This is a genomic window from Priestia sp. JSM ZJ58, assembly GCF_044383985.1.
Taxonomy (GTDB): domain Bacteria; phylum Bacillota; class Bacilli; order Bacillales; family Bacillaceae_H; genus Priestia; species Priestia zanthoxyli.
Map to the genome: position 1 here is coordinate 2,709,692 of NZ_JBISEM010000001.1, position 19,910 is coordinate 2,729,601.

Consider the following 19,910-nt stretch of genomic DNA (forward strand, 5'->3'; position numbering starts at 1 on the left):
TTTCTATGCAGTTGTATAAGTTATCTTTATTAGTATACAAGAGGCAGTTAAAATGCGCTTTCTGCTTTTTGATATTTTCGTTTTCAACTTCTTCTATTCTTGATACTATACATATAAAGGAAATAACATATTGAGAAAGGAGCCTTTATGACGATACATTTATTTCACCAAAAACCCCTTGCTACATGGATGCGTGAATATCCTTTATTAACACCTTTAATCAATAAACAGGAAATACTTTGGATAAATCCTTATTTAAAACCTGCTCAAGAAGCACTTTCGTCTCTTTCTTTACATACCAAAGATATAAAAGATGCAAAAGAGCGACTTTCTCGCTTTTCTTCTTTTCTTCAAATCGCTTTTCCGGAGCTAAAAGCATCAAAAGGAATCATTGAATCACCTCTTCAAGAAATTGCATACATGAAAGACTATTTAAATCAACAAATGAATAACGAGCTGCAAGGAAAATTATTGATGAAATGCGATCACGATCTTCCTATATCAGGTTCTATTAAAGCAAGAGGCGGCATTTATGAAGTATTAAAATTTGCTGAAAGTCTTGCTACCAAAGAAGGGCTGCTTACCGAAGAAGACAGCTATGCTCTTCTAGCTGAAGAACGATGTAAAAAGTTATTTTCTTCTTATTCTATTGCAGTAGGATCTACCGGTAATTTAGGTTTAAGCATTGGTATTATAAGCGCCGCTCTCGGCTTTAACGTCACCGTCCATATGTCAGCCGATGCGAAGAAATGGAAAAAAGATTTGCTTCGTTCGAAAGGCGTAACCGTTATTGAATATCAGTCTGACTACGGAAAAGCCGTGGAAGAAGGACGAAAGCAAGCCGAAGCAGACCCCGCCTGTCATTTTATTGACGATGAGCAGTCTAGAGATTTATTTCTTGGTTATTCCGTCGCTGCCTTACGCTTGGAAAAGCAGCTAGCCGAGCTGCAAATTCAAGTAGACGCTGAACATCCTTTATTTGTCTATTTACCTTGCGGAGTAGGGGGAGGTCCTGGCGGTATTACGTTTGGATTAAAAGCAATATACGGTGATCATGTTCACTGCTTTTTTGCTGAACCTACTCACTCTCCTTGCATGCTGCTCGGATTAATGACCGAGCTGCATGATGGCATTTCCGTTACCGATATTGGACTTGATAACATAACAGCTGCCGATGGACTAGCTGTAGGAAGGCCATCTAGCTTTGTAGGCGAAACGATAAAATCGCTTATTAGCGGAATTTATACTGTAGAAGATGATCAGCTTTTCCGATTTATTTATGAGCTAGCCAATCGTGAAAATATGTATATAGAACCTTCAGCAGCGGCTGGTTTACAAGGGCCTCTTCACCTGATGGAAAGCGGGTCTTCCTATATACAAGCGCAAGCACTAGAAAACGATATGTCAAAAGCTACTCACCTTGTATGGTCAACTGGAGGCAGTATGGTGCCCGCTGACGTGATGAATAGCTATTACGAGCAAGGAAAAAATTTAATGAATAGATAACGTCAAAAGGCATGAAGAACAATGATGTTCTTCATGCCTTTTTAGAAGAAGTAGCTTGCAGAAAGATAGGATGCCAAATTTCAAATGGAAAATATCCCGATTTATAGCTGCCGCTTGTACCCATAGTTGAAATTTTTATTTTCCTGTATCCTTTTTTCCATAAAAAGGTGCCTGCAAACACCTCAATTTGCTCCACTTTCTTCCTTCTAATAATCGTTGTTTTTCGTGTTAAAAACTGTGAGCGAATAGCGACAAATACCTCGTTCATCATTAAGCCGCCTTGGCGATAGCCCAACCAGTGAATAAGTACATATGCAAGGCATAGCACAGCAATAACCCACACGAACATTGATTTCCAAAAGCTGATGCCAATCCCTGCCGCTACAAATAACAAGAGCGGTAATAGTAATGGGTACCATGCATATTGAATAGCTGTATTTCTTGGACACTTTATATATTCGTAGTGCGGGACATATACGTTCATTAACGATGAAATCTCTTTTTGCTGGATAAACGGGTGTAAATAGACCTTTTCTTTTAAATCAGAGGTTACGACATTTAACGAAACGGAAGACCATCCAAATAAGCGTCGAACCAACCCTTCCTCTATCGTAACAGCCTGTATTTTATGAAAAGGAATCGTAAGGGATTTCTTATTTAATAGTCCGTATTTAATATGTAGATAATGATCGTAGCGTTCCACTGTAAAACCGCCAAATCGTATCACATATAAAACGATAGACAACAAATAAGCAAGCACCACAATTGCAGCGACTAATACAAATAAACCAAGCATCGATTGATGAATCACTTCTTCGTAAGCTGTCTTCACCCAGCGGTTGATATACGTATCAATATACTGATAGAGAAAACCAAGAGCAGCAAATATATAGCCAAAATTCCCGGAAAACGCAGCAGCTAACGCCAGCTGTTTCACCGACACTTTCATCATACGTTCAGGACTTTTTTCTGTTATTTCCGGCTGACTCCCTGACAGCTTTAACGTATCTTTAAGATGGTGCGCTTCTTTTAGTGAAATACCAGATAAATCAATTTCAGCATCCGTACCGCTGCTGGCCGTGTCAATACGAAGCCGGGCTAAGCGAAGAATTCTAAAGACAAACGGCTGATCTAACTGAATCGATTGAATGCGATTTCGTTGAATAAATCGTTTTTCTTTTTTAAAAATCCCTTTATACAGACGCACTTCCGTTTCCGTTACTTCATAACGAAATTCCCTCCAGGTAAAAAAAGCAAATAAAGCGACTACGCCTCCCGCTAATAGCGTTGCCCACCAATATGTAAACAACAGGTGCCGATTGACGATAAATACAAACACAAAAGGCAGGATATTATTTTTTATATGTTCAATAAATGCTATTGCAATATATAGCGGATGCAGCCGCTTACTCATCTTCATCATCTACCTCTGCTAGTCTAGCAATATACTCTCGCAGTGCTTCAGCATCTCTTTGTACGAGTGCAGGAATTTCGACGCTTCCAGCTGCTGTGATGATTTTAACAGATGCCAAGTCAAATTTTCGAAAAATCGGCCCTGTCAACGTTTCAACGTGCTGTACTTTCACAAGGGGAATTTTCGTATGATACCAGATGAAGAGCCCTCTTTGCACATCAATTTGAGTATCTGTTACTTCATATGAATATACATTCATATATACATTTGGAGCTATAATTGTATATATGATAAAGCTCACGACTAATAGTCCAGCTGATATCCATCCAATAATTGACCACCAATCAAAAAAATGAACGAGTAGAAAATAACCCGCTGTTGCCAGAAGCCACAGGCTATGCGTAAAAATGGATTGCCAGCGCATCGCTTTTTTAGCCTCGAGGGGCAATTTGCCCTTTAAATGTTCAAACTCCATAAAAACTCCTTTCTCTACCTTTTTTACTATTTCTATTACTATATTACGTTAAAAAAGGAAAAAAGTTTCATCGTTTACTATTTTCTTATTATTTTTTGATAAAAAACAAACAAGGCTGCCTATTTCGAGGCAGCCTTGTTTGTTATCGATAAACGCCGTCTTTCTCTCCGTGTGCAACAGCCGCTCTTTCAACTGCTTCAGATACTGCTTCGTGTACAGCTAGATTAAGAGGGTGAGGAACTAAATCGCCTGGACGCGTTGAATTTGCAATGGCTTCAGCTGCAGCTACAAGCATCGTATGCGTAATATCACGCACTCCCGCATTTAATACTCCTCTGAAAATACCTGGGAATCCAAGCACATTATTCACTGACCTTCCGTCAGTAGCATAAATAGCTCCTGCTTCAAGAGCATCTTCAGGTTCAATTTCTGGTTTTGGATTAGAAAGTGCTAAAATGATTTGCCCTTTTCGAATCCATTCTTTCTGTATTAAGCCAGGTACACCTGTTGTCGCAATAACAATATCACAGTTCTCCATAAGCTCTTCTAATGAATCCGCTACTTTTCCACCGTAGCTGACCAAGCGCTCATTCGCTTCAGGAGACTTATCAGCTCCTATCACCTGTTTGACACCGTAAGCCATGAACATTCTGCAAGTAGCGATACCAGCAGCTCCTAAACCAATCTGCCCTACTTTTGCTTCTTTCAAATTCACACCTGTGCTGCGACAAGCTGAGATAGCTGCTGCTAGCGTCACAACTGCTGTTCCGTGTTGATCATCATGCATAACTGGAATATCTAGCTCTTCTTTTAAACGTTCTTCAATTTCAAAGCAGTGAGGCGACCCTATATCTTCTAGTAAAATACCGCCAAATCCTGGTGAAATATTTTTAACCGTTTGAATGATTTCTTCCGGCTCATTTACATTCAACAAAATAGGGATAGCGTTTACACTGGCAAGCTGATCAAATAACGCAGCTTTTCCTTCCATAACAGGCATTCCTGCAACTGGACCAATATTCCCTAGTCCTAGTATAGCGGTACCATCCGTTACAATCGCAACCGTGTTTCCAATGCTCGTATAAATTTTAGCTTTGTCGGGCTGTTCTTGAATAGCACGGCAAACGTTTGCTACACCTGGTGTATATACTCTTCTTAAGTCAGCGATCGACTCAATTTTCATTTTGCTTTTCATTTGAATTTTACCGCCTTCATGCGCATGAAGAACTTCATCTGATACTGTATGTAAAGTAATGCCTTCTAAACTGCGAACCGCTTCAAGCAATTCCTCAAGCTGGTCTTCACTTTCTACTTGAACCGTAATACTTCTCATCGTGTAGTTATGTCCTACTTTAACGGTTTCAACCTCGCCAATGTCTCCTCCAACATTTCCAATGGCTGTTGCTACTCTTCCTAAGTTTCCTGGTACAGTCGGTGTTTGTACCATTAATGTGCGTATTAAATTATTCATCATATCCCCATATCCCCCTTGTCCTAATCCTGCAAGTACGTATACTTACTAATGAAGCGTTTAAAACGGTCCAATCTCCCATAAGTTCATATTATCTACTTATCTTACAAGTAGATCTATGCGTACTCTCTTTTTCATCAAAAGAAAAGAAATAGATAACGCTTTCAAACAGATGTTTCGCTTTGATTATAAGCAAAGTTTTTAGAATAATCAAGCGATGACATTGTGAAAATTCATAAATTATTAAGAAGGATTTTGTTGTTCATAAACAGAAAAGACTTATATAGAGAAGAAACAAAGGAGTGAAGAAATTGAAATCAATTTGTGTGTTTGCAGGATCAAGCGCAGGAATAAAAACAGAATATAAAGAGGCCGCCGTCTCGCTAGGACGCTACATGGCCCAAGAAAACTACCGGCTGATTTACGGAGGCTCACGAATGGGCCTGATGGGAGAAGTCGCAAATGAAATGCTTGAACATGGGGGCGAAGTCATTGGTATTATGCCCCGCGGTTTGTTTAGCGGTGAAATTGTTCATACCGCGCTGACAGAACTCATCGAAGTAGAGAGCATGCACGAGCGAAAAGCAACTATGCACGAGTTAGCAGATGCTTATATTGCCCTTCCTGGAGGTTTCGGGACATTTGAAGAGCTGTTTGAAGCTCTTTGCTGGGCTCAAATTGGCATACATAAAAAACCAGTGGGGTTATTAAATGTAAACGGCTACTACAACCCCCTTATGCAAATGGTTCAGCATGCAGTAGATGAAGGATTTTCTACGGATTCTGCTATTCGTCTCATCAATATTTCTGATACTCCCGAACAGCTTATCTCTTCAATGGACACCTATACGTCTCCTTCAGAGGACCAAAAATGGAAGACTGAACGCTAAAAAGCAAGCGCATCATTTGCGCTCGCTTTTCAGGCGTTGTCAAAAGTAATTTCATATTTTTTTACCCCAAAAACAAAAGGGCTATCTATTGGCTTTAAAGACTGATTCTGAACTTTGGAAAATTCCCCTTTTTCTAGTAATTTAGCAAAGGCAATTTTCCCTTCCATTCTTGCTAACGGTGCTCCTAAGCAAAAATGGATGCCAAAACCAAAGCTTACGTGAGGATTCGTTTTACGACGCACGACAAAAGTGTTAGACCGTTCAAACTTAGCTGAATCTCTATTTGCACTTGCTGCCCAGCTAATTACCTGCTGCCCTTTTTTAATTTTACACTCTCCAAGTTCTACATCTTCAGCGGCTATGCGTCCAATCGCTTGAATAGGAGGATAATAGCGGAGCGTTTCTTCCACGAGATTCGGAACTAGGGATATGTCTTGACGAACTTCATTCTGTATGTCTACGTCTTCTGTCATATACCGGACTCCGTTCGTAATTAAGTTTGTTGTTGTTTCATTGCCTGCTACTAGCAATAGAATACAAAACCCTAGTACTTCCTCTTCTGTTAAATGTTCGCCGTCAATTTCTGCTTCTAAAAGCAGCGAAATCAGATCTTCTTGTTTCTTTCTCTGACGCTCAGCGATAATTTCTTTAAAATACCCTTGTAAAAAAAGCACCCCTTCATTACGCTTTTGCATCATTTTCGCAAAAGCTTCGTCTGAATTATTTTCAGCACCGCTCACTAAGTCATCGGAGTACTTTTTAAACAGCGCTCGATCTTGTATAGGTACTCCTAGCAGCTCAGCTATTACAATAATCGGCAGTGGTCCAGCAAAATCTTCTACTATATCAAACTTTTTTTTGCTGCTTACTTCATCTAATAAATAATCTGCAATCTCTTCAATATGACCCTCCAAGTGCTGAATAGCTCTTGGTGTAAAAGCTTTATTCACTAAGTTTCGTAATTTTGTGTGTTTTGGAGGATCCATCATTAAGATACTTTCTTGGCGTTCTTCCATTGCTCGTTTGGATGAAAAAAGCGACGGGTTTTTTAAAATATACTTTACTGTTTCATAATCAAATACATCCCAGCAGTTTCGGCTTTCATCGTAACGAATAGGTGCTTCTTGACGCAGACTGTTATAAATATCAAATGGGTAAAGCTGCTGTTCAACGGATTTAATTTCTTGCATAGGAATTAAGTTAGCATAACGATTTTCTCTTTTCACTGCTTTTGGATTCATCTCGTCTTCCTTCTTTCGTTTAAAAGTGACCTCATTAAGTTTTTTGACCTTCTACAGATGAAAGAATTTTTTTCCATCTTTATATCTTTTGATCAGACTATCACAAGGTTTTTTCACTTTCAACGGACATAATCAGAAAATTTTGTCAATTATACAGAAGACTTATTTTATTTAAGGTCTAAATCAGTGATTCTTTTCCATTTTTTTAGTTCTTTTATCTTGTTTCATAATAATCACATAGATGGTTACACTACAAATAAGTACGCAAGAAAGTAGGGATCTCATGTGATAGATGCCCTTATGTGGGGTGGTGTCTCAGGCTCAGCTGTATTAATTGGAGCTATTATAGCTATTTTTGTACCTTTAAAAAAACAGTTGACTGCTTATATTATGGCTTTTGGCACGGGCGTTTTGTTAGGAGCTGCTGCTTACGAGCTCATTCAAGATTCGGTAAAAGAAGCGGGAATTATTGCTTCTTCTTTAGGCTTCTTAACAGGCGCAGCACTTTTTACTCTTCTTGATATGTCTTTAGCTAAAAAAGGTGCTCACAAAAGAAAACGTTCAAACCACCTTGTCCCAGCTAGCTCAGGACTAGCCATTTTTATTGGTACCATTATGGATGCTATACCTGAATCACTAATGATTGGCGCAAGTTTGATTGAACAGCACCACGTTAGCTGGGTGCTTGTTGTTTCTATTTTTATCAGCAATATACCGGAAGGAATCTCCGGGACAAGCGGACTACTAAAAAGCCAATATAAGCGAAAGAAAATTTTTTCATTATGGCTTTCGGTCTTCTTTATATCAGCTCTTTGCTCTTGGATTGGATATCTATTTCTTCAAGACGCTACCCCAAACATGATGGGCTTTATTGCCTCATTTGCCGGTGGTGGAATTGTGGCCATGGTTGCTTCTACGATGTTGCCGGAAGCTTTTGAAGAAGGTGGTCCTGTTATTGGTTTTATTGCTTCATTAGGGTTATTAACTTCTATTATTTTGGATTATCTGTCTTTTTAATGAATAAATTTATATTTTGTATGAAACAAAAAGTGTAGGTCTTTCGTCTTTACAAGTAGATATAAACAAAAGGAGTTACCATTATGAAAAAAATAGATGCTTCTCTTACACTTTGTATAGTGCTCACTTGCCTATCAGGGTGTGCCTATGCACCTCATAATAATCTGTCTGCTGAAAGAGTCTCTGCTTCTTCTATTCATCATACTTCTTCTTTAAAACGTGATACTTCAATAGAAGAAATAACAAATAAACTTCCAGGACACGTTTATTTAAAAGGTATAACTTTTCAAAATGCGCAAAAACCTTACTACTTAGCAATTAACTACGCTGCAACAGATAATCAGCATGCGTTTGAAAAAAGCTGGACGTCTGTTAAAACTAAACGTACACTTTTACATAACGCAACCATTTTACTTTCTGCCGTACAAAATGTTGACAGCGTTCACTTTACTATTAACACGACTGTTCCTCAGACAATCACGATTACTCGAAAAGAGTTAACCGACTTCTACGGAACAGATCTGCGCAATTATAAGGACGGGACTCAAGCATGGAAAGCAAAATACGAAGGGCAGCAAGAAAAAATCGAGGAATTTTATGATGCACATCCAATTACGGAAATGCAGTAAAAGCGGCCCATTGCCGCTTTTTAAAGTTGTTTTTTCATAAACACCTGCTCAAGTTTGATTCCTTCATCTGTATATAAATCTTGAAAACCAAATGATTTTAACATTTTCACGAGTAAGCTATTTCCTTTTTCAGGTACATTATGTGTATTGTAAGCAATTGGTCCATACATATTAAAAATGGTTGCTAATAAAAAGGCCAGAACGTCCTCTGAATTTGAGATATGTTCCTTAACGCTTCCTTGATAAAAAGTAACGGAATTCACGATGCCTATGGAAGAAAAATTCTTTTGAAATAATAGATAGCCAACTTCTTCGTTTCTTTCATTCAACGCAATAAACGATTCTCCATCACAAATACAGTCAAATTGATTTTTCCACGGAACGTCGTATGTATAAAAGGGTAGGTTCTGAATATCTTTTGCAAGCCTTCGCTTTAACGAATACGCAAGCTGATTCTTCTTTTTAAGTAAAGAAGCGGGAAAACTACCTCTATGCTTTAGAAAGAAAAGCGTATCTACAATTTCATATCCATATTTCTCATAAAGGTGAATGGCTTTTTTATTGACTGTAAATGCTTCCAGACTGGCTTCCACTACTCCTTGCTGCTGATATTTCTCAAGTGTAGCTTTTAGTAAGGCTTCACCAATTCCCATTTTTCGGTAAAGGAATGCTACACTTGTACCTCCATTCCAAGCATGTTTCTTTCCTTTGACTCTTTTTATTCCATTTAACATAATTCCAGCTGGTGTGTCATTATAAAAAGCTACAAAAGAATGCTCGACAGATAAACGATCCACACCAAACCTACAAATGAATTGATCTAGTGACATCTCAACCGGAATGTAATAATCTTCAAAACCCTTATTAAATGCTTCTAGCGCATCAGAAAAAGAACACTGACTTAAAGGCTTAATTATAATCACAGGACATTCCTTCCTTTTTTAAAAAGATAATAAGCTAAAAAACCATTATAAGGAAAAATCATCAATAACATTCTGAATTTTTGTGGTTTTAAAAAGGAAAGGAAGAAACAAACCCTTTATACACCCTGTCTCTTCCTTTCTTTTAACACTCTATTCTATTGTTTTTTAATCTCTACATCCGAAGCTTTCACAAACGCATAGCGGTGATTAAAATAAATTTGATAATATTCATCTTTTCCCACAATCATTTTGTGATCGTTTGGATTTGTTGTAAAAGTGGGTGCATAGTAATAGTCACTCCTTACTTTTTCTACCCCTACGTACACCTGATCCGGAGAGATTGTATACTGAAGTGGGACCATGTCTTTAACCGGGATATCAGAAGGATAGGCTGAAGCTTCCGGGAAAGCTCCTCCGTACACTTGAATGCCTTCTTTTCCTGCTTTTGGCGTTAATAATATGCCCGTACCTTTACTCGTATTTTTATTATGCGGATTGTAAAACCAGGCTTTTTGTCCTCCGTACCAAATCGCTGTCCATTCTCCTTTTGTCTCAGCCACTGCGTACGTTTGGCCCGTTACAGCTTTGCTTCCCCAGTCTAACGTTTGTTTCGTTCCTGGCCCTGAAGCTGCAGGCTCATTCAGTAGCGGTGAATCATTGCTCGGAGCTTGATGCAAATACACAAAGTTGGCCGGCTGCTTTGGTGCATCTGATACCTCTGGCTGATTGTTTTCAAAGACGGGATTAATTGTAACGGCTAGTTTGCTTGTATGCTGGCGCTCGACTGGGCTTCCTACTAAATCCATATAGTGCCCCCAATCCCAAAACGGCCCGGGATCCGAATGCATACCTGATTGAGCCTTAGGAGACAAACCCGGTACCTCGTCATGACCGATAATATGAGCTCGGTCTAATGGAATATGATATTCTTTGGCAAGGTGGCGTACGAGTCTTGCTGAAGAACGGTACATTTCTTCTGTAAACCACGTGGATCCTTCAAGGGCGAACCCTTCATGTTCGATTCCAATACTGTGCGTATTAAAATACCAGTTTCCTGCATGCCATGCTACATCTTTGTTATGGATCATCTGTGCAATGTGGCCATCACTTGAACGTATGACATAGTTTGCAGCTGCTCTATTAGGGTTAGCAAACAAATCAATGGTTCCGTCATAACTTACTTCTGTATCGTGAATAACAATATAGCGAACATCTGATTTTTGACGATTTGCAATATCATAGTTTCCGTAATCTGAAGGACTTTCGCTGAATTTCCCGTAAAAAGCAGGAATATATTCACATTTTAAAGATGCCGGACAATCCGCTTTATTCGTATTGGAATTTTCAGCACGAGGAATCGACATACCTATATGTTGAGGAGAAATTTTAAGATGCTGTCCATCTGATGTTGTACGCTCTGCCCCTTTTTCCAGCGTTTCATATACATCATCGGCAAATACTTGAGCGTTTTCTTTATCTTGAGAAGAACTGTAAGCGGCGACTGCGTCGTACCATTTCTGATCAGTAGACGGTACGTTTCCATTTTTGTCCTTTGCAATAAAAGCTAGTACAGCAGCGCCACCACGAATATTTTGCACAGGGTCATTTTTTAATCTTTCTTTATCTGATTTAAGCAGCTTAGCAGCTAAGGAGAGCGTTTGCTGTTTGTCATATGCTGGCTTTGAAGGCGCAGCTCCATTTCCTTTTCCATCTTCTAAAGAAGGGATGTCTGTTAAATGCATCAGGCCGTATCCCCCGGCTGCGCTGGGTTTTCCATTATGACTTTCCCAGCGCGACTTGTTGTAGGAAATTGCTTTTAAAAGCGAAGCTGGCACACCAAATTCTTTAGATGCTTGTGCAAATGCTAGCTCCAAAGAGTCCGACTGATTCTCTGCAGCCTGAGCGACTAGAGGCGCTTGTAGCATATGAATAGGCGTATAACCTGTACATATCACCCCAGCCGCAAGCATGGCTGCCCCTATCTTGTTTAGTTTAAATCGTTTTTTTAGTTTCAAACGTATTCCTCCCCCGTAAAGTATGTAAATGAGGTAAATAAAGACATAATATGACTTTACCTCGTTCTCAACCATTTCGTCTTCTTTCTTTCTATTCCCTTGAGACAATAGTCTAGAAGATTCGACAGAGTTACTAGGAGGAAAGATGTGGTAGGAGGAAAAAATGATAAAAACCATCCCTCTTCTTTAAAGCTGCGCTTTCAAAAATGGTGAGTACAAAGGCGGTATATTCATCCCTTTGGCTGCCTTTTTAATAAAGCAGCAATATTGTAGATAATGACATTACTTCTATAATTCAACTATTACTAAACCAAATTTCTTAATTTACCAGTTTTTTAACAGACTGTACGTTCGACATTTTAGTAACTTTTCACCATAGTTAACCATGGAAAAGGTTGCTATTATTAAAGACAAGAGAATGTTTACATATGATTGAACGCAGCAAGAACTGCTCTTGAAAGGAGATACCTTATGAGAGGACACAGCATTCCAGCAATTAAGTTGAATGAAGAAGAAAAAGAAAAATTAGAGGAACTTATTGAACACTATAATTTAAAACGAACGTCTCTCATTCGAAAATTTATTATGGATGGAAAAGTTAAGCCGCCTTTAATCGGCAAAGAAGCAGGTGTGGAACTATTAGTTAACCTGCGAAAAATTGAGTCTGAGCTAAGCCGGCTAAGCAATAATATGCATCAAATCGCAAAGTATTTACATAAACCAAAAGATAAGCAAAATCATTCACAGAACCTTGAACAAATCCTGTTAGAAATGATGAAAAAACAAAAACATGTGCAAGAAGATGTAGAAACTATTTCAGAGCAGCTTAGCGATCATTTATACGTTAAATAGAGAAAAAACGCTCTTTTCATTTTAGAAAAGAGCGTTTTTTATAAAGAAGTAGGGATTTAAATACTTTTTTTCATGCCGCACTTTGCGCATGTACGGATAAAAATAAAGTCTTTTACTAAGCTTTTAAATTTCACATGTCCACAGTTATCGCATCTGCCTGCAACTTTATCCGGAAACTCCTCATATACATATACTTTTGTTAAATCAATCGCTTCTTGTTGCTCTTCCATCTCCATCACACCTTTATACATCTTTACGATTCAGCTCTTTATATTCTATCAAAAATAAGTAAAATTACTAGGGTGAAAGCTTCAAAAAAACAAGCAGGTTTCTTCACGATGTTTTTATCCGTTCAGCTTTGTACCACCATTTTTCTCTATCTAAAAATGCTTTTACATTCAATATTTTTTTATCGTGAAGTGTAAAGATGGCTACCGCAGCTCCTTCTTCAGAAAAGGTTACCGCTGTTTCTAACTTTTCTTTCGTCACAAACACTTTTAATGTTTCCATATTCTCTTTTGTTAATTCCGCAGTTGTGATAGTTTCTCCTTCAATGATTGTATCTTTTTTTTCAATAAAATGTTCTCCATCAATTATCCAGGCTGCATGCGTTTCACTATAAACTTGAAAGAGGGTATTCTTTTTTAAATAACCTGTTCTCTCTGACATATTGATATACTTATACGTCTCCTTATCCTCGGTTGTTTTTATCCATAAAGGTTTATATAAAAAAGTAGGCTTTAGAAACCCTTCCTCGTCAGGATCTCCCACAGAATTTGTAGATTTAGGCTCTAAGTTTAAAAACTGCGCAATCCCTTTTGCATATGCCACCCCCATATCTTTTAGAAATTGAGGATTTTTTAAGAGCTTTGCATCGTGTTCTGTATCAATAAACCCAATTTCAGTTAATACAGACGGCATATATGAACGCCTTAACACACTATAATTAGCTAATTTCCTGCCTCGGTTAGAGTGATTGTATTTAGCGAGAACAAATTTCACATGATCGTGAATATCGTTTCGTAACACAATGGTTTGGTTATTTATATTTTTGCTATAAATAAAATCTTCATATCCCGTTTCGCCACCTGAATTTATATGAATAGATAAGTATATATCAGCCCCCCACACATTGGCTTTGTTGACCCGTTCATTTAATGACAAAAACACATCGGTTGTACGCGTTGTGCAAAGAGAAAATCCTTGATAGTGAGTAGAAAGAAAAGAGATGATGTACTGTTGAACAGCTAACACTACGTCTTTTTCATATAACCCGCTGGCTACGGCTCCTAGATCTGCCCCTCCGTGACCTGCATCTAAATAAATTTTTTTCATATAACCTGTCTCCTCCTTATTCCTAGCATATGCATAAATAAGCGAAGACGTTTGTTATACAAAACTACTTTTATGTATAAAGCTTTTTGCTATGGCTCATTTAGAAGTCTTTACAACTGATTTACCATAGCTGGTAACATCAAAATATGTATTTGATCCATCGTCTTCATTGATCACAACATCTAAGTCATGAAAATAACGATGAAGTTCTTTTAACATTGCTTGATCTTTCGTCTGCTCTAGCTGTCCAGCAAGCTTCTCCATATGCTGAAAGTCTTTCTTTAAAACAGAATCTTTTACTTCAATCGTGCCAATGGTATTTTTAATGGCTGCCGCTTCTTCTTGTACGGCAGGCCAGTCTGGGTGCTCAATGGCACTCCACCCCGTCAAATCATTTAGTACGTCATGATGTTCAGCTATAAAATCTTTTGCCTGCTGATCGCTGCTTTCCAGCTTATCAACTTTTTGTTGATTCACCTTAATGGCACTTGCCTTTATACTTTGCTGTGATAAAAAAGGAATTTTTCCGTTTTGGTACAATATCCATCCTGTCGCTCCTCCTCCGACTAAAAGAACGGATAAAGATATCGAAATGATCATACGCTTCTTCTTACTTTTATGTCTTTTTTCCATTTGACTCCTTTCCGGGTATTCAAAACCCTTTAGGCCTTATGAACTGAAACGAATAACCTACAAAAATAATTTTACCATATTTTTAATATTAAAAATATTAAAAAAAGAGACTCCTTCGAGTCTCTTTTAATCCACTTCAGTTAACTTTCACCTGTGTGTAACGATTTTTAGGAACATTCAATTGCAAGTTACTTCTTAACGTACTCCCTTCGTATTCTGTACGATACAGGCCTCTTTCTTGCAGTATCGGTACGACGTGTTCAACAAAGTCATCTAAGCCATGCGGAACGCTTGAATGAATAATAAAGCCGTCAGCTCCTTTTTCTTCAAACCACTGTTGCATCAAATTAGCGATATGCTCTGGCGTCCCAATAAATTGTGTTTTAGGTGTAGCAATTCGCAGCGCCACTTCTCGCAGTGTCCACTTATGTTTTTTAGCGTTTTCTTTGATTTTATCAGTTGTACTGCGGAAACTATTACTTCCGATATCCCCTAAATCAGGAAACGCCTCATCTAATGGAAACTGTGAAAAATCAAAATGATCGAAAAAACGTCCTAAATAGTTGAGCGCATGTTCAATTGTTACCAATTGAGCAAGTTCTTCATATTTTCTTTCGGCTTCTTCGGTTGTACTGCCAATGATAGGACCTATTCCCGGGAAAATTAAAAGTTCGTTTTCATTGCGTCCTTGCGCTACGGCTCTTGATTTTACATCTTGGTAAAAAGCTTTCGCTTCTTCTAAATTATCTTGTCCCGTAAACACTGCGTCAGCCGTTTTCGCTGCTAAATCTTTTCCGCTTTCAGAGGAGCCTGCTTGAAACACTACGGGCTGCCCCTGAGCTGAGCGGCCAATGTTTAACGGACCTTCTACAGAAAAAAATTCCCCTTTGTGGTGCAAGCGATGCAGCTTTTTCTCTTCAAAAAATTGTCCGGTTTCTTTATTTCGAATAAATGCATCATCTTCCCAAGAATCCCATAATCCCTTCGTTACCTCTAGAAACTCTTCAGCTATTCTATAACGTTTATCATGAGTGGGGTGCTCTTTTCCATAGTTAAGCGCAGATCCTTCCAATGGAGATGTTACAACATTCCACCCTGCTCGGCCGCTGCTAATATGATCAAGTGAAGCAAATTGTCTAGCCACCGTAAACGGCTCGCTATACGAAGTCGATAGAGTGCCAACTAAACCAATATGAGAAGTGACAGAAGCAAGTGCTGATAGAATAGTGAGAGGTTCAAAACGATTCAAAAAATGCGGAAGCGATTTTTCATTAATATATAACCCATCGGCAATGAACACTAAATCAAATTTTCCTTCTTCCGCTTTTTGAGCCTGCTGCTTGTAAAAACCGAAATTAACGCTGGCATCTGACAAAATTTCAGGGTGTCTCCATGCCCCCATGTTTCCTCCCACTCCATGAATAATAGCCCCTATCTTTAATTGTCTTTTTATTGTCATATTACCATTCTCCTTTTTCATATCCATTCATAAATTCTCGTAATTGATTGGTCAAACCACCTGCTCCAAAGCGAAGGACTCCTTCTTTTTCGGTCTTTCTTTCATTTCCTTCCTGTGCAAATTGCAAAAAAGCAATAACGTGAACTCTTCTAGGGTGAATATTTTCAATTCCTGCGTCATAAAACCATTGATCAATTGTATTGTAAATCCCTTTATTGACTCTGAATTGACTGTGGCACCAATTAAAAAACTGTAGATCAGGAAGATTTAAATACCGCGCTTGCCCTAGCTTGGAAGCTGTATGTTCACTAGATACATAGCCCATATGTTGAAATCTTTGCTTAACTTGCAGCGTATCCGCTTTAATTTGATGCTTTAAAAACTCAATAGAAGGGAACTTTTTCTCTCCTCGCACCCGAAAGATCACGTCGCATTGAACTGTCTCTCCATAAATAACGTCGTTAAAATCCAAAATATGAACCTCAAATGTTTTAGATAGTTCCGATCCAAATGTCGGCTTAACGCCTACATTCATAACTCCTATATGATCAAGTCCCCGCAGATGAACGAGGACACCATACACGCCATTTTTTAATTCCTCATGCTGAGTATCTATATTAGCTGTTGGAAAACCCAAATGTCTTCCTTGCTGCCGTCCAGGTACAACCAGGCCTTTTATAATAAGTTTTTTGCTTGTTTTAGCTTTTAATGCTCCTCTATTCACTACGTTCACCCTTCTTCCCTTAAGTCTAGTTAAAAATAAAAGGTTCTTTGCACAATGCGTGACATTGTGCAAAGAACCTCTAGTGATCTAGTCGGTTTGTTTAATTTGATGATTTTATCATATACTTATTATTCCTATGAGTCAAGTGGGTTTTAAATTAAAATATTAGATTGTTTTTTCATAAACATAAGAGTAAGGCGAATGCGTTGGGTTAATACGCTTGAAAAATTGCTTTGTTCGATCTTCTTTTGGGTTTAAAAATATTTCTTCAGGATGACCTTGTTCGACAATCTTTCCTCCGTCCATAAACACCACGTGATTAGAGACTTCACGGGCAAAACTCATTTCGTGCGTAACAATAATCATCGTAATTCCTTCTTCAGCAATTTTACGAATAACAGACAGTACTTCACCCACCAGTTCAGGGTCCAAAGCAGACGTTGGCTCATCAAATAAAATGACTTCAGGATTTAAAGCAAGCGCTCTAGCGATACCCACTCGCTGCTGTTGACCTCCTGATAACTGACTTGGATACGCATTTGCTTTTTCAGCAAGCCCAACTTTTTCAAGGACGTCTAAACTTCGTTGTTTTGCTTCTTCCTTTGGCAGCTTTTGAACAATAACTAGCCCCTCCATAATATTTTCAATAACGGTTTTGTGTTTAAACAAATTGTATTGCTGAAAAACCATCGTTGTTTTTTGGCGAAGAGTTAAAATATCTTTGCGGTTTGGCTTTTGGCACTGCACCGTAAATTGATCGATCGAAACTTCTCCTTCATCTGCTTTTTCTAAGAAATTAATGCAGCGTAAAAACGTAGTCTTTCCAGAGCCACTCGGCCCTAAAATGGTCACAACGTCCCCTTTTTTAACAACTAAATCAATACCGTCCAATACTGTATGTTGACCAAATGTTTTTTTAATATTTGTTAATGTAATCATACAACCCCTCCTCGATTATAAACCGTTAATTTTCGTTCAAGCAGCGCTGTTATTCCTTCTATTAACATCGTCAGCATCCAATAAATAAGGGCAGCAGCAATATAGGCTTCTAAAAACTTAAGATTATTTGAAGCTACGATATTAGCTGCACCGTTTAACTCTTTTTGTGAGACGATGAATGCGATAGAAGACGTATGCAAAAAGCCAATGAAGATATTGCATAAATTTGGTAAAGATAAAGCAAACGCCTGAGGGAAAACAATTCGTTTCATCGATTGAAAACGATTCATTCCAATGGAATACGCAGCCTCAATTTGTCCTTTTTCTACCGCTAACAAACCAGAGCGAATGATCTCTGACATATAAGCTCCCGCTGTAAAAGACAAAGCGATTAATACAAATACGACAATAGGAATGCTGTTTGCATTGAAGCCCCACCCATAGTAGCTTGATAGTTTATTAATCAATAGCGGGAACCCTAGATAAATAACCATAATATGAAGAATGGCAGGCGTTCCTCGAAAAAATGATACGTATACGTTGGCAATAGGCGTTATTATTTTTACTGAATTAATTCTCACAGCCGCAACAGCAATACCAATAAGCAATCCGCCTAGTAATGGACAGATGGTAATAAGGAGTGTTAAAGGTAATGCCTTCAAAATTTCTACAAATGCTGTCCATATAAACGGTACGTCAATAATCATGTTTACACCTCTTTTAGTAAGCTCGTTTTATACATGAACAGGCTGATCGTGTTTTTGCAGCTTCTGTTCGGATTTCATAAAAAATTTCTCTAATATAATGGCTACAAAATAATAAATAATGGCAAGTGCAATATATACTTCAACTGCATGAGCCGTTGCTGCGATAATGGTATCTCCTCTTCCCATCATATCCATGACACCAATGGTAAAGGCTAAAGACGTATCTTTTAAGGAACCAATCACAAGGTTTCCAAAGTTAGGAAATGCTACAACGAGAGCTTGCGGCAGCACAATTCGAGTGAACGTTTGTTTTCCGGTCATTCCTACACTATACGCTGCTTCAGTTTGCCCTTTATCTACACTATTAATGGCACCGCGCATCATTTCAGAAAAAGACGCCGCCGTGCTCAGTGAATATGTGATAATCACAAATACGAGCGGAGCCATTCTAGAAACGTCAATATGAATCAATTGTAAGAGGGCAGGTACCCCGTAAAAAACTAAAAATAATTGAATTAAAATAGGCGTCCCCCTCATAAAAGAAATATAAATTGCTGCTAATTGACTTAACACCGGTACTTTATAAATACGAGGCAGGGCAATAAACAATCCCAAGGTACTGCCAATCAAAAGTGAAGCAACCAAAATCCAAATTGTAATATGCAAATAAGATAATAATTGAGGAATAGAGGTGAAAATCAGCTCTATATCAAATGCTTTTCCCATCTTTTTCTCTCCTTTGTTTCCCTCTACAGGTAGCGAAAGGACCCAAGTTCAAGGCTTGGGTCACAGTAAGTGATTTAGTTATTTCCAGCTGCTTTTGTATAATCTTCTCCTAGCCATTTTTTGCTTAATTTTGTCAATGTTCCGTCTTCTTTTATTTCTTTTAGCGCTTTATCAACATCTTTTTGTAAACCTGTTTCATTTTTTCGAAGCATAAAATATACTTTTGAATTTGAAATAGCAGGTCCCACAACTTTTTGCTCTGCGTCCGCTTGCTTATTGACAAAGTCAACTGCAAACGGCGTACTAATTGTAGCGTCCGCACGTCCTGTTTTTAGCTGCGTTTTTGTATCATCAGATCCTTGACCTGAATAAACGATATCAATTTTATTTCCATGTTCTTTGTTGTACTTATCGATTAAGTTAGCAGAGTTACTCGTTGCTCCTACAATTACCTTTTTACCGCTCAAATCTTTAATTGATTTAATTGACGTATTTTTTTCATTTACAACTACATGTAGCGGAAAGATATTATAAGGTTCTTTATTAAACAGGAACTTTTGTTTTCTTTCTTCATTCACTTCCATCTGATGGGCGACTAAATCAATTTTGTTGGATTCCAAGCTCAAAAGTAAATTAGAAAAATCCATCGTTTTGAATTCAAACTTATAGTTTGGAAGACGTTTGTCTATTTCTTTAACAAGCTCTACGTCATACCCCGTTAGATTTCCTTTATTGTCAAGAAAGCAAATGTTGGGAAATTGCGTACCCGTTCCTACAATAATTTTTTGCACTTTGTCTTTGCTTGCGTTAGCTGCTGTTTCTTTATTGGGTGTTCCGCAAGCGGCTAATAATAAAAGAAGTGATAAAAAGATAGCTGTCAGCTGTAGTTTTTTCATGTGTTTGGTCCCTCACTATGTCTCAAAATAATTTATTGTTTTAACGAGTTAATAAAAT

The 19,910-nt window shown here is 38.1% G+C and carries 20 protein-coding genes; 5 read left to right on the forward strand and 15 right to left on the reverse strand.

The window, feature by feature from the left end; genetic code table 11:
• The first annotated feature begins 147 nt into the window (after nucleotides 1–147).
• Entirely contained in the window at nucleotides 148–1,506 is a 1,359-nt protein-coding gene (locus ACH6EI_RS14310) for a D-serine ammonia-lyase (protein WP_108674640.1), read from the forward strand.
• Nucleotides 1,507–1,537: 31 nt separating this feature from the next.
• Here ACH6EI_RS14310 and ACH6EI_RS14315 read toward each other — a convergent pair whose 3' ends face one another.
• The 3 genes from ACH6EI_RS14315 to ACH6EI_RS14325 form a co-directional block, all read right to left on the reverse strand.
• Complete coding sequence (locus ACH6EI_RS14315) at nucleotides 1,538–2,920, reverse strand: PH domain-containing protein (RefSeq protein WP_223546552.1); 1,383 nt, start codon at nucleotides 2,918–2,920, stop codon at nucleotides 1,538–1,540.
• A complete protein-coding gene (locus ACH6EI_RS14320; RefSeq protein ID WP_013056785.1) occupies nucleotides 2,913–3,395 on the reverse strand; it encodes a PH domain-containing protein in 483 nt (160 codons plus the stop codon). The genes ACH6EI_RS14315 and ACH6EI_RS14320 overlap by 8 nt, the downstream gene beginning before the upstream one ends.
• A 142-nt stretch (nucleotides 3,396–3,537) precedes the next feature.
• Nucleotides 3,538–4,869 (reverse strand): NAD-dependent malic enzyme, encoded by a 1,332-nt coding sequence (locus ACH6EI_RS14325; protein WP_034265658.1) that lies wholly within the window; start codon nucleotides 4,867–4,869, stop codon nucleotides 3,538–3,540.
• A gap of 308 nt (nucleotides 4,870–5,177) precedes the next feature.
• Between ACH6EI_RS14325 and ACH6EI_RS14330 the strand changes: the two genes are divergently transcribed.
• A complete protein-coding gene (locus ACH6EI_RS14330) occupies nucleotides 5,178–5,756 on the forward strand; it encodes an LOG family protein (RefSeq protein ID WP_028413576.1) in 579 nt (192 codons plus the stop codon).
• Nucleotides 5,757–5,785: 29 nt separating this feature from the next.
• On the opposite strand, the gene ACH6EI_RS14335 is transcribed toward ACH6EI_RS14330, so the two are convergent.
• Entirely contained in the window at nucleotides 5,786–6,997 is a 1,212-nt protein-coding gene (locus ACH6EI_RS14335) for a cytochrome P450 (RefSeq protein WP_028413577.1), read from the reverse strand.
• Nucleotides 6,998–7,282: 285 nt separating this feature from the next.
• Here ACH6EI_RS14335 and ACH6EI_RS14340 point away from each other — a divergent pair, with 285 nt between their 5' ends.
• Together ACH6EI_RS14340 and ACH6EI_RS14345 are read left to right on the forward strand one after the other, a co-directional pair.
• The gene (locus ACH6EI_RS14340) at nucleotides 7,283–8,014 is read left to right on the forward strand and encodes a ZIP family metal transporter (RefSeq protein ID WP_394530672.1); all 732 of its coding nucleotides are present in this window, start codon (nucleotides 7,283–7,285) and stop codon (nucleotides 8,012–8,014) included.
• 83 nt (nucleotides 8,015–8,097) lie between these two features.
• Nucleotides 8,098–8,643, forward strand: a complete 546-nt coding sequence (locus ACH6EI_RS14345) for a DUF4825 domain-containing protein (protein WP_028413579.1) — start codon at nucleotides 8,098–8,100, stop codon at nucleotides 8,641–8,643.
• Nucleotides 8,644–8,663: 20 nt separating this feature from the next.
• Here ACH6EI_RS14345 and ACH6EI_RS14350 read toward each other — a convergent pair whose 3' ends face one another.
• Nucleotides 8,664–9,566, reverse strand: coding sequence for a GNAT family N-acetyltransferase (locus tag ACH6EI_RS14350; RefSeq protein WP_028413580.1), 903 nt, complete (start codon nucleotides 9,564–9,566; stop codon nucleotides 8,664–8,666).
• Between the two features lie 155 nt (nucleotides 9,567–9,721).
• A complete protein-coding gene (locus tag ACH6EI_RS14355; RefSeq protein WP_098112541.1) occupies nucleotides 9,722–11,581 on the reverse strand; it encodes an N-acetylmuramoyl-L-alanine amidase in 1,860 nt (619 codons plus the stop codon).
• A 471-nt stretch (nucleotides 11,582–12,052) separates the two neighbouring features.
• On the opposite strand from ACH6EI_RS14355, the gene ACH6EI_RS14360 reads away from it, so the two are divergent.
• Nucleotides 12,053–12,433: a plasmid mobilization protein gene (locus tag ACH6EI_RS14360; RefSeq protein ID WP_028413582.1), complete on the forward strand. Its 381-nt coding sequence runs from the start codon at nucleotides 12,053–12,055 to the stop codon at nucleotides 12,431–12,433.
• 56 nt (nucleotides 12,434–12,489) lie between these two features.
• On the opposite strand, the gene ACH6EI_RS14365 is transcribed toward ACH6EI_RS14360, so the two are convergent.
• From ACH6EI_RS14365 to ACH6EI_RS14405, 9 genes are all read right to left on the reverse strand, one after another.
• A complete protein-coding gene (locus tag ACH6EI_RS14365; protein ID WP_025752091.1) occupies nucleotides 12,490–12,669 on the reverse strand; it encodes a DUF8096 family protein in 180 nt (59 codons plus the stop codon).
• A gap of 97 nt (nucleotides 12,670–12,766) precedes the next feature.
• Complete coding sequence (locus ACH6EI_RS14370) at nucleotides 12,767–13,768, reverse strand: N-acetylmuramoyl-L-alanine amidase family protein (protein ID WP_028413583.1); 1,002 nt, start codon at nucleotides 13,766–13,768, stop codon at nucleotides 12,767–12,769.
• A gap of 96 nt (nucleotides 13,769–13,864) precedes the next feature.
• Nucleotides 13,865–14,368: a hypothetical protein gene (locus ACH6EI_RS14375; RefSeq protein WP_223546550.1), complete on the reverse strand. Its 504-nt coding sequence runs from the start codon at nucleotides 14,366–14,368 to the stop codon at nucleotides 13,865–13,867.
• A 169-nt stretch (nucleotides 14,369–14,537) separates the two neighbouring features.
• Complete coding sequence (locus ACH6EI_RS14380; RefSeq protein WP_108674639.1) at nucleotides 14,538–15,860, reverse strand: LLM class flavin-dependent oxidoreductase; 1,323 nt, start codon at nucleotides 15,858–15,860, stop codon at nucleotides 14,538–14,540.
• Nucleotide 15,861: 1 nt separating this feature from the next.
• Nucleotides 15,862–16,584, reverse strand: a complete 723-nt coding sequence (locus tag ACH6EI_RS14385) for a riboflavin kinase (protein ID WP_034327933.1) — start codon at nucleotides 16,582–16,584, stop codon at nucleotides 15,862–15,864.
• Nucleotides 16,585–16,749: 165 nt separating this feature from the next.
• Nucleotides 16,750–17,523: an amino acid ABC transporter ATP-binding protein gene (locus ACH6EI_RS14390; RefSeq protein ID WP_028413587.1), complete on the reverse strand. Its 774-nt coding sequence runs from the start codon at nucleotides 17,521–17,523 to the stop codon at nucleotides 16,750–16,752.
• Nucleotides 17,520–18,230, reverse strand: coding sequence for an amino acid ABC transporter permease (locus ACH6EI_RS14395; protein ID WP_028413588.1), 711 nt, complete (start codon nucleotides 18,228–18,230; stop codon nucleotides 17,520–17,522). The genes ACH6EI_RS14390 and ACH6EI_RS14395 overlap by 4 nt, the downstream gene beginning before the upstream one ends.
• Before the next feature lie 27 nt (nucleotides 18,231–18,257).
• The gene (locus ACH6EI_RS14400; protein ID WP_108674638.1) at nucleotides 18,258–18,956 is read right to left on the reverse strand and encodes an amino acid ABC transporter permease; all 699 of its coding nucleotides are present in this window, start codon (nucleotides 18,954–18,956) and stop codon (nucleotides 18,258–18,260) included.
• 74 nt (nucleotides 18,957–19,030) lie between these two features.
• On the reverse strand, nucleotides 19,031–19,852 hold the full coding sequence (locus ACH6EI_RS14405; RefSeq protein WP_033578803.1) for an amino acid ABC transporter substrate-binding protein: 822 nt from the start codon (nucleotides 19,850–19,852) through the stop codon (nucleotides 19,031–19,033).
• Nucleotides 19,853–19,910 lie beyond the last annotated feature (58 nt).

Excerpts from the sequence above, each read along its gene's own strand:
- ACH6EI_RS14315 (WP_223546552.1), bottom strand. The coding sequence starts at position 2,920 with ATGAGTAAGCGGCTGCATCCGCTATATATTGCAATAGCATTTATTGAA.
- ACH6EI_RS14375 (WP_223546550.1), bottom strand. The coding sequence starts at position 14,368 with ATGATCATTTCGATATCTTTATCCGTTCTTTTAGTCGGAGGAGGAGCG.
- ACH6EI_RS14325 (WP_034265658.1), bottom strand. The coding sequence starts at position 4,869 with ATGATGAATAATTTAATACGCACATTAATGGTACAAACACCGACTGTA.
- ACH6EI_RS14335 (WP_028413577.1), bottom strand. The coding sequence starts at position 6,997 with ATGAATCCAAAAGCAGTGAAAAGAGAAAATCGTTATGCTAACTTAATT.
- ACH6EI_RS14320 (WP_013056785.1), bottom strand. The coding sequence starts at position 3,395 with ATGGAGTTTGAACATTTAAAGGGCAAATTGCCCCTCGAGGCTAAAAAA.
- ACH6EI_RS14395 (WP_028413588.1), bottom strand. The coding sequence starts at position 18,230 with ATGATTATTGACGTACCGTTTATATGGACAGCATTTGTAGAAATTTTG.
- ACH6EI_RS14380 (WP_108674639.1), bottom strand. The coding sequence starts at position 15,860 with ATGACAATAAAAAGACAATTAAAGATAGGGGCTATTATTCATGGAGTG.
- ACH6EI_RS14405 (WP_033578803.1), bottom strand. The coding sequence starts at position 19,852 with ATGAAAAAACTACAGCTGACAGCTATCTTTTTATCACTTCTTTTATTA.
- ACH6EI_RS14390 (WP_028413587.1), bottom strand. The coding sequence starts at position 17,523 with ATGATTACATTAACAAATATTAAAAAAACATTTGGTCAACATACAGTA.
- ACH6EI_RS14345 (WP_028413579.1), top strand. The coding sequence starts at position 8,098 with ATGAAAAAAATAGATGCTTCTCTTACACTTTGTATAGTGCTCACTTGC.
- ACH6EI_RS14365 (WP_025752091.1), bottom strand. The coding sequence starts at position 12,669 with ATGGAGATGGAAGAGCAACAAGAAGCGATTGATTTAACAAAAGTATAT.
- ACH6EI_RS14400 (WP_108674638.1), bottom strand. The coding sequence starts at position 18,956 with ATGGGAAAAGCATTTGATATAGAGCTGATTTTCACCTCTATTCCTCAA.
- ACH6EI_RS14310 (WP_108674640.1), top strand. The coding sequence starts at position 148 with ATGACGATACATTTATTTCACCAAAAACCCCTTGCTACATGGATGCGT.
- ACH6EI_RS14370 (WP_028413583.1), bottom strand. The coding sequence starts at position 13,768 with ATGAAAAAAATTTATTTAGATGCAGGTCACGGAGGGGCAGATCTAGGA.
- ACH6EI_RS14360 (WP_028413582.1), top strand. The coding sequence starts at position 12,053 with ATGAGAGGACACAGCATTCCAGCAATTAAGTTGAATGAAGAAGAAAAA.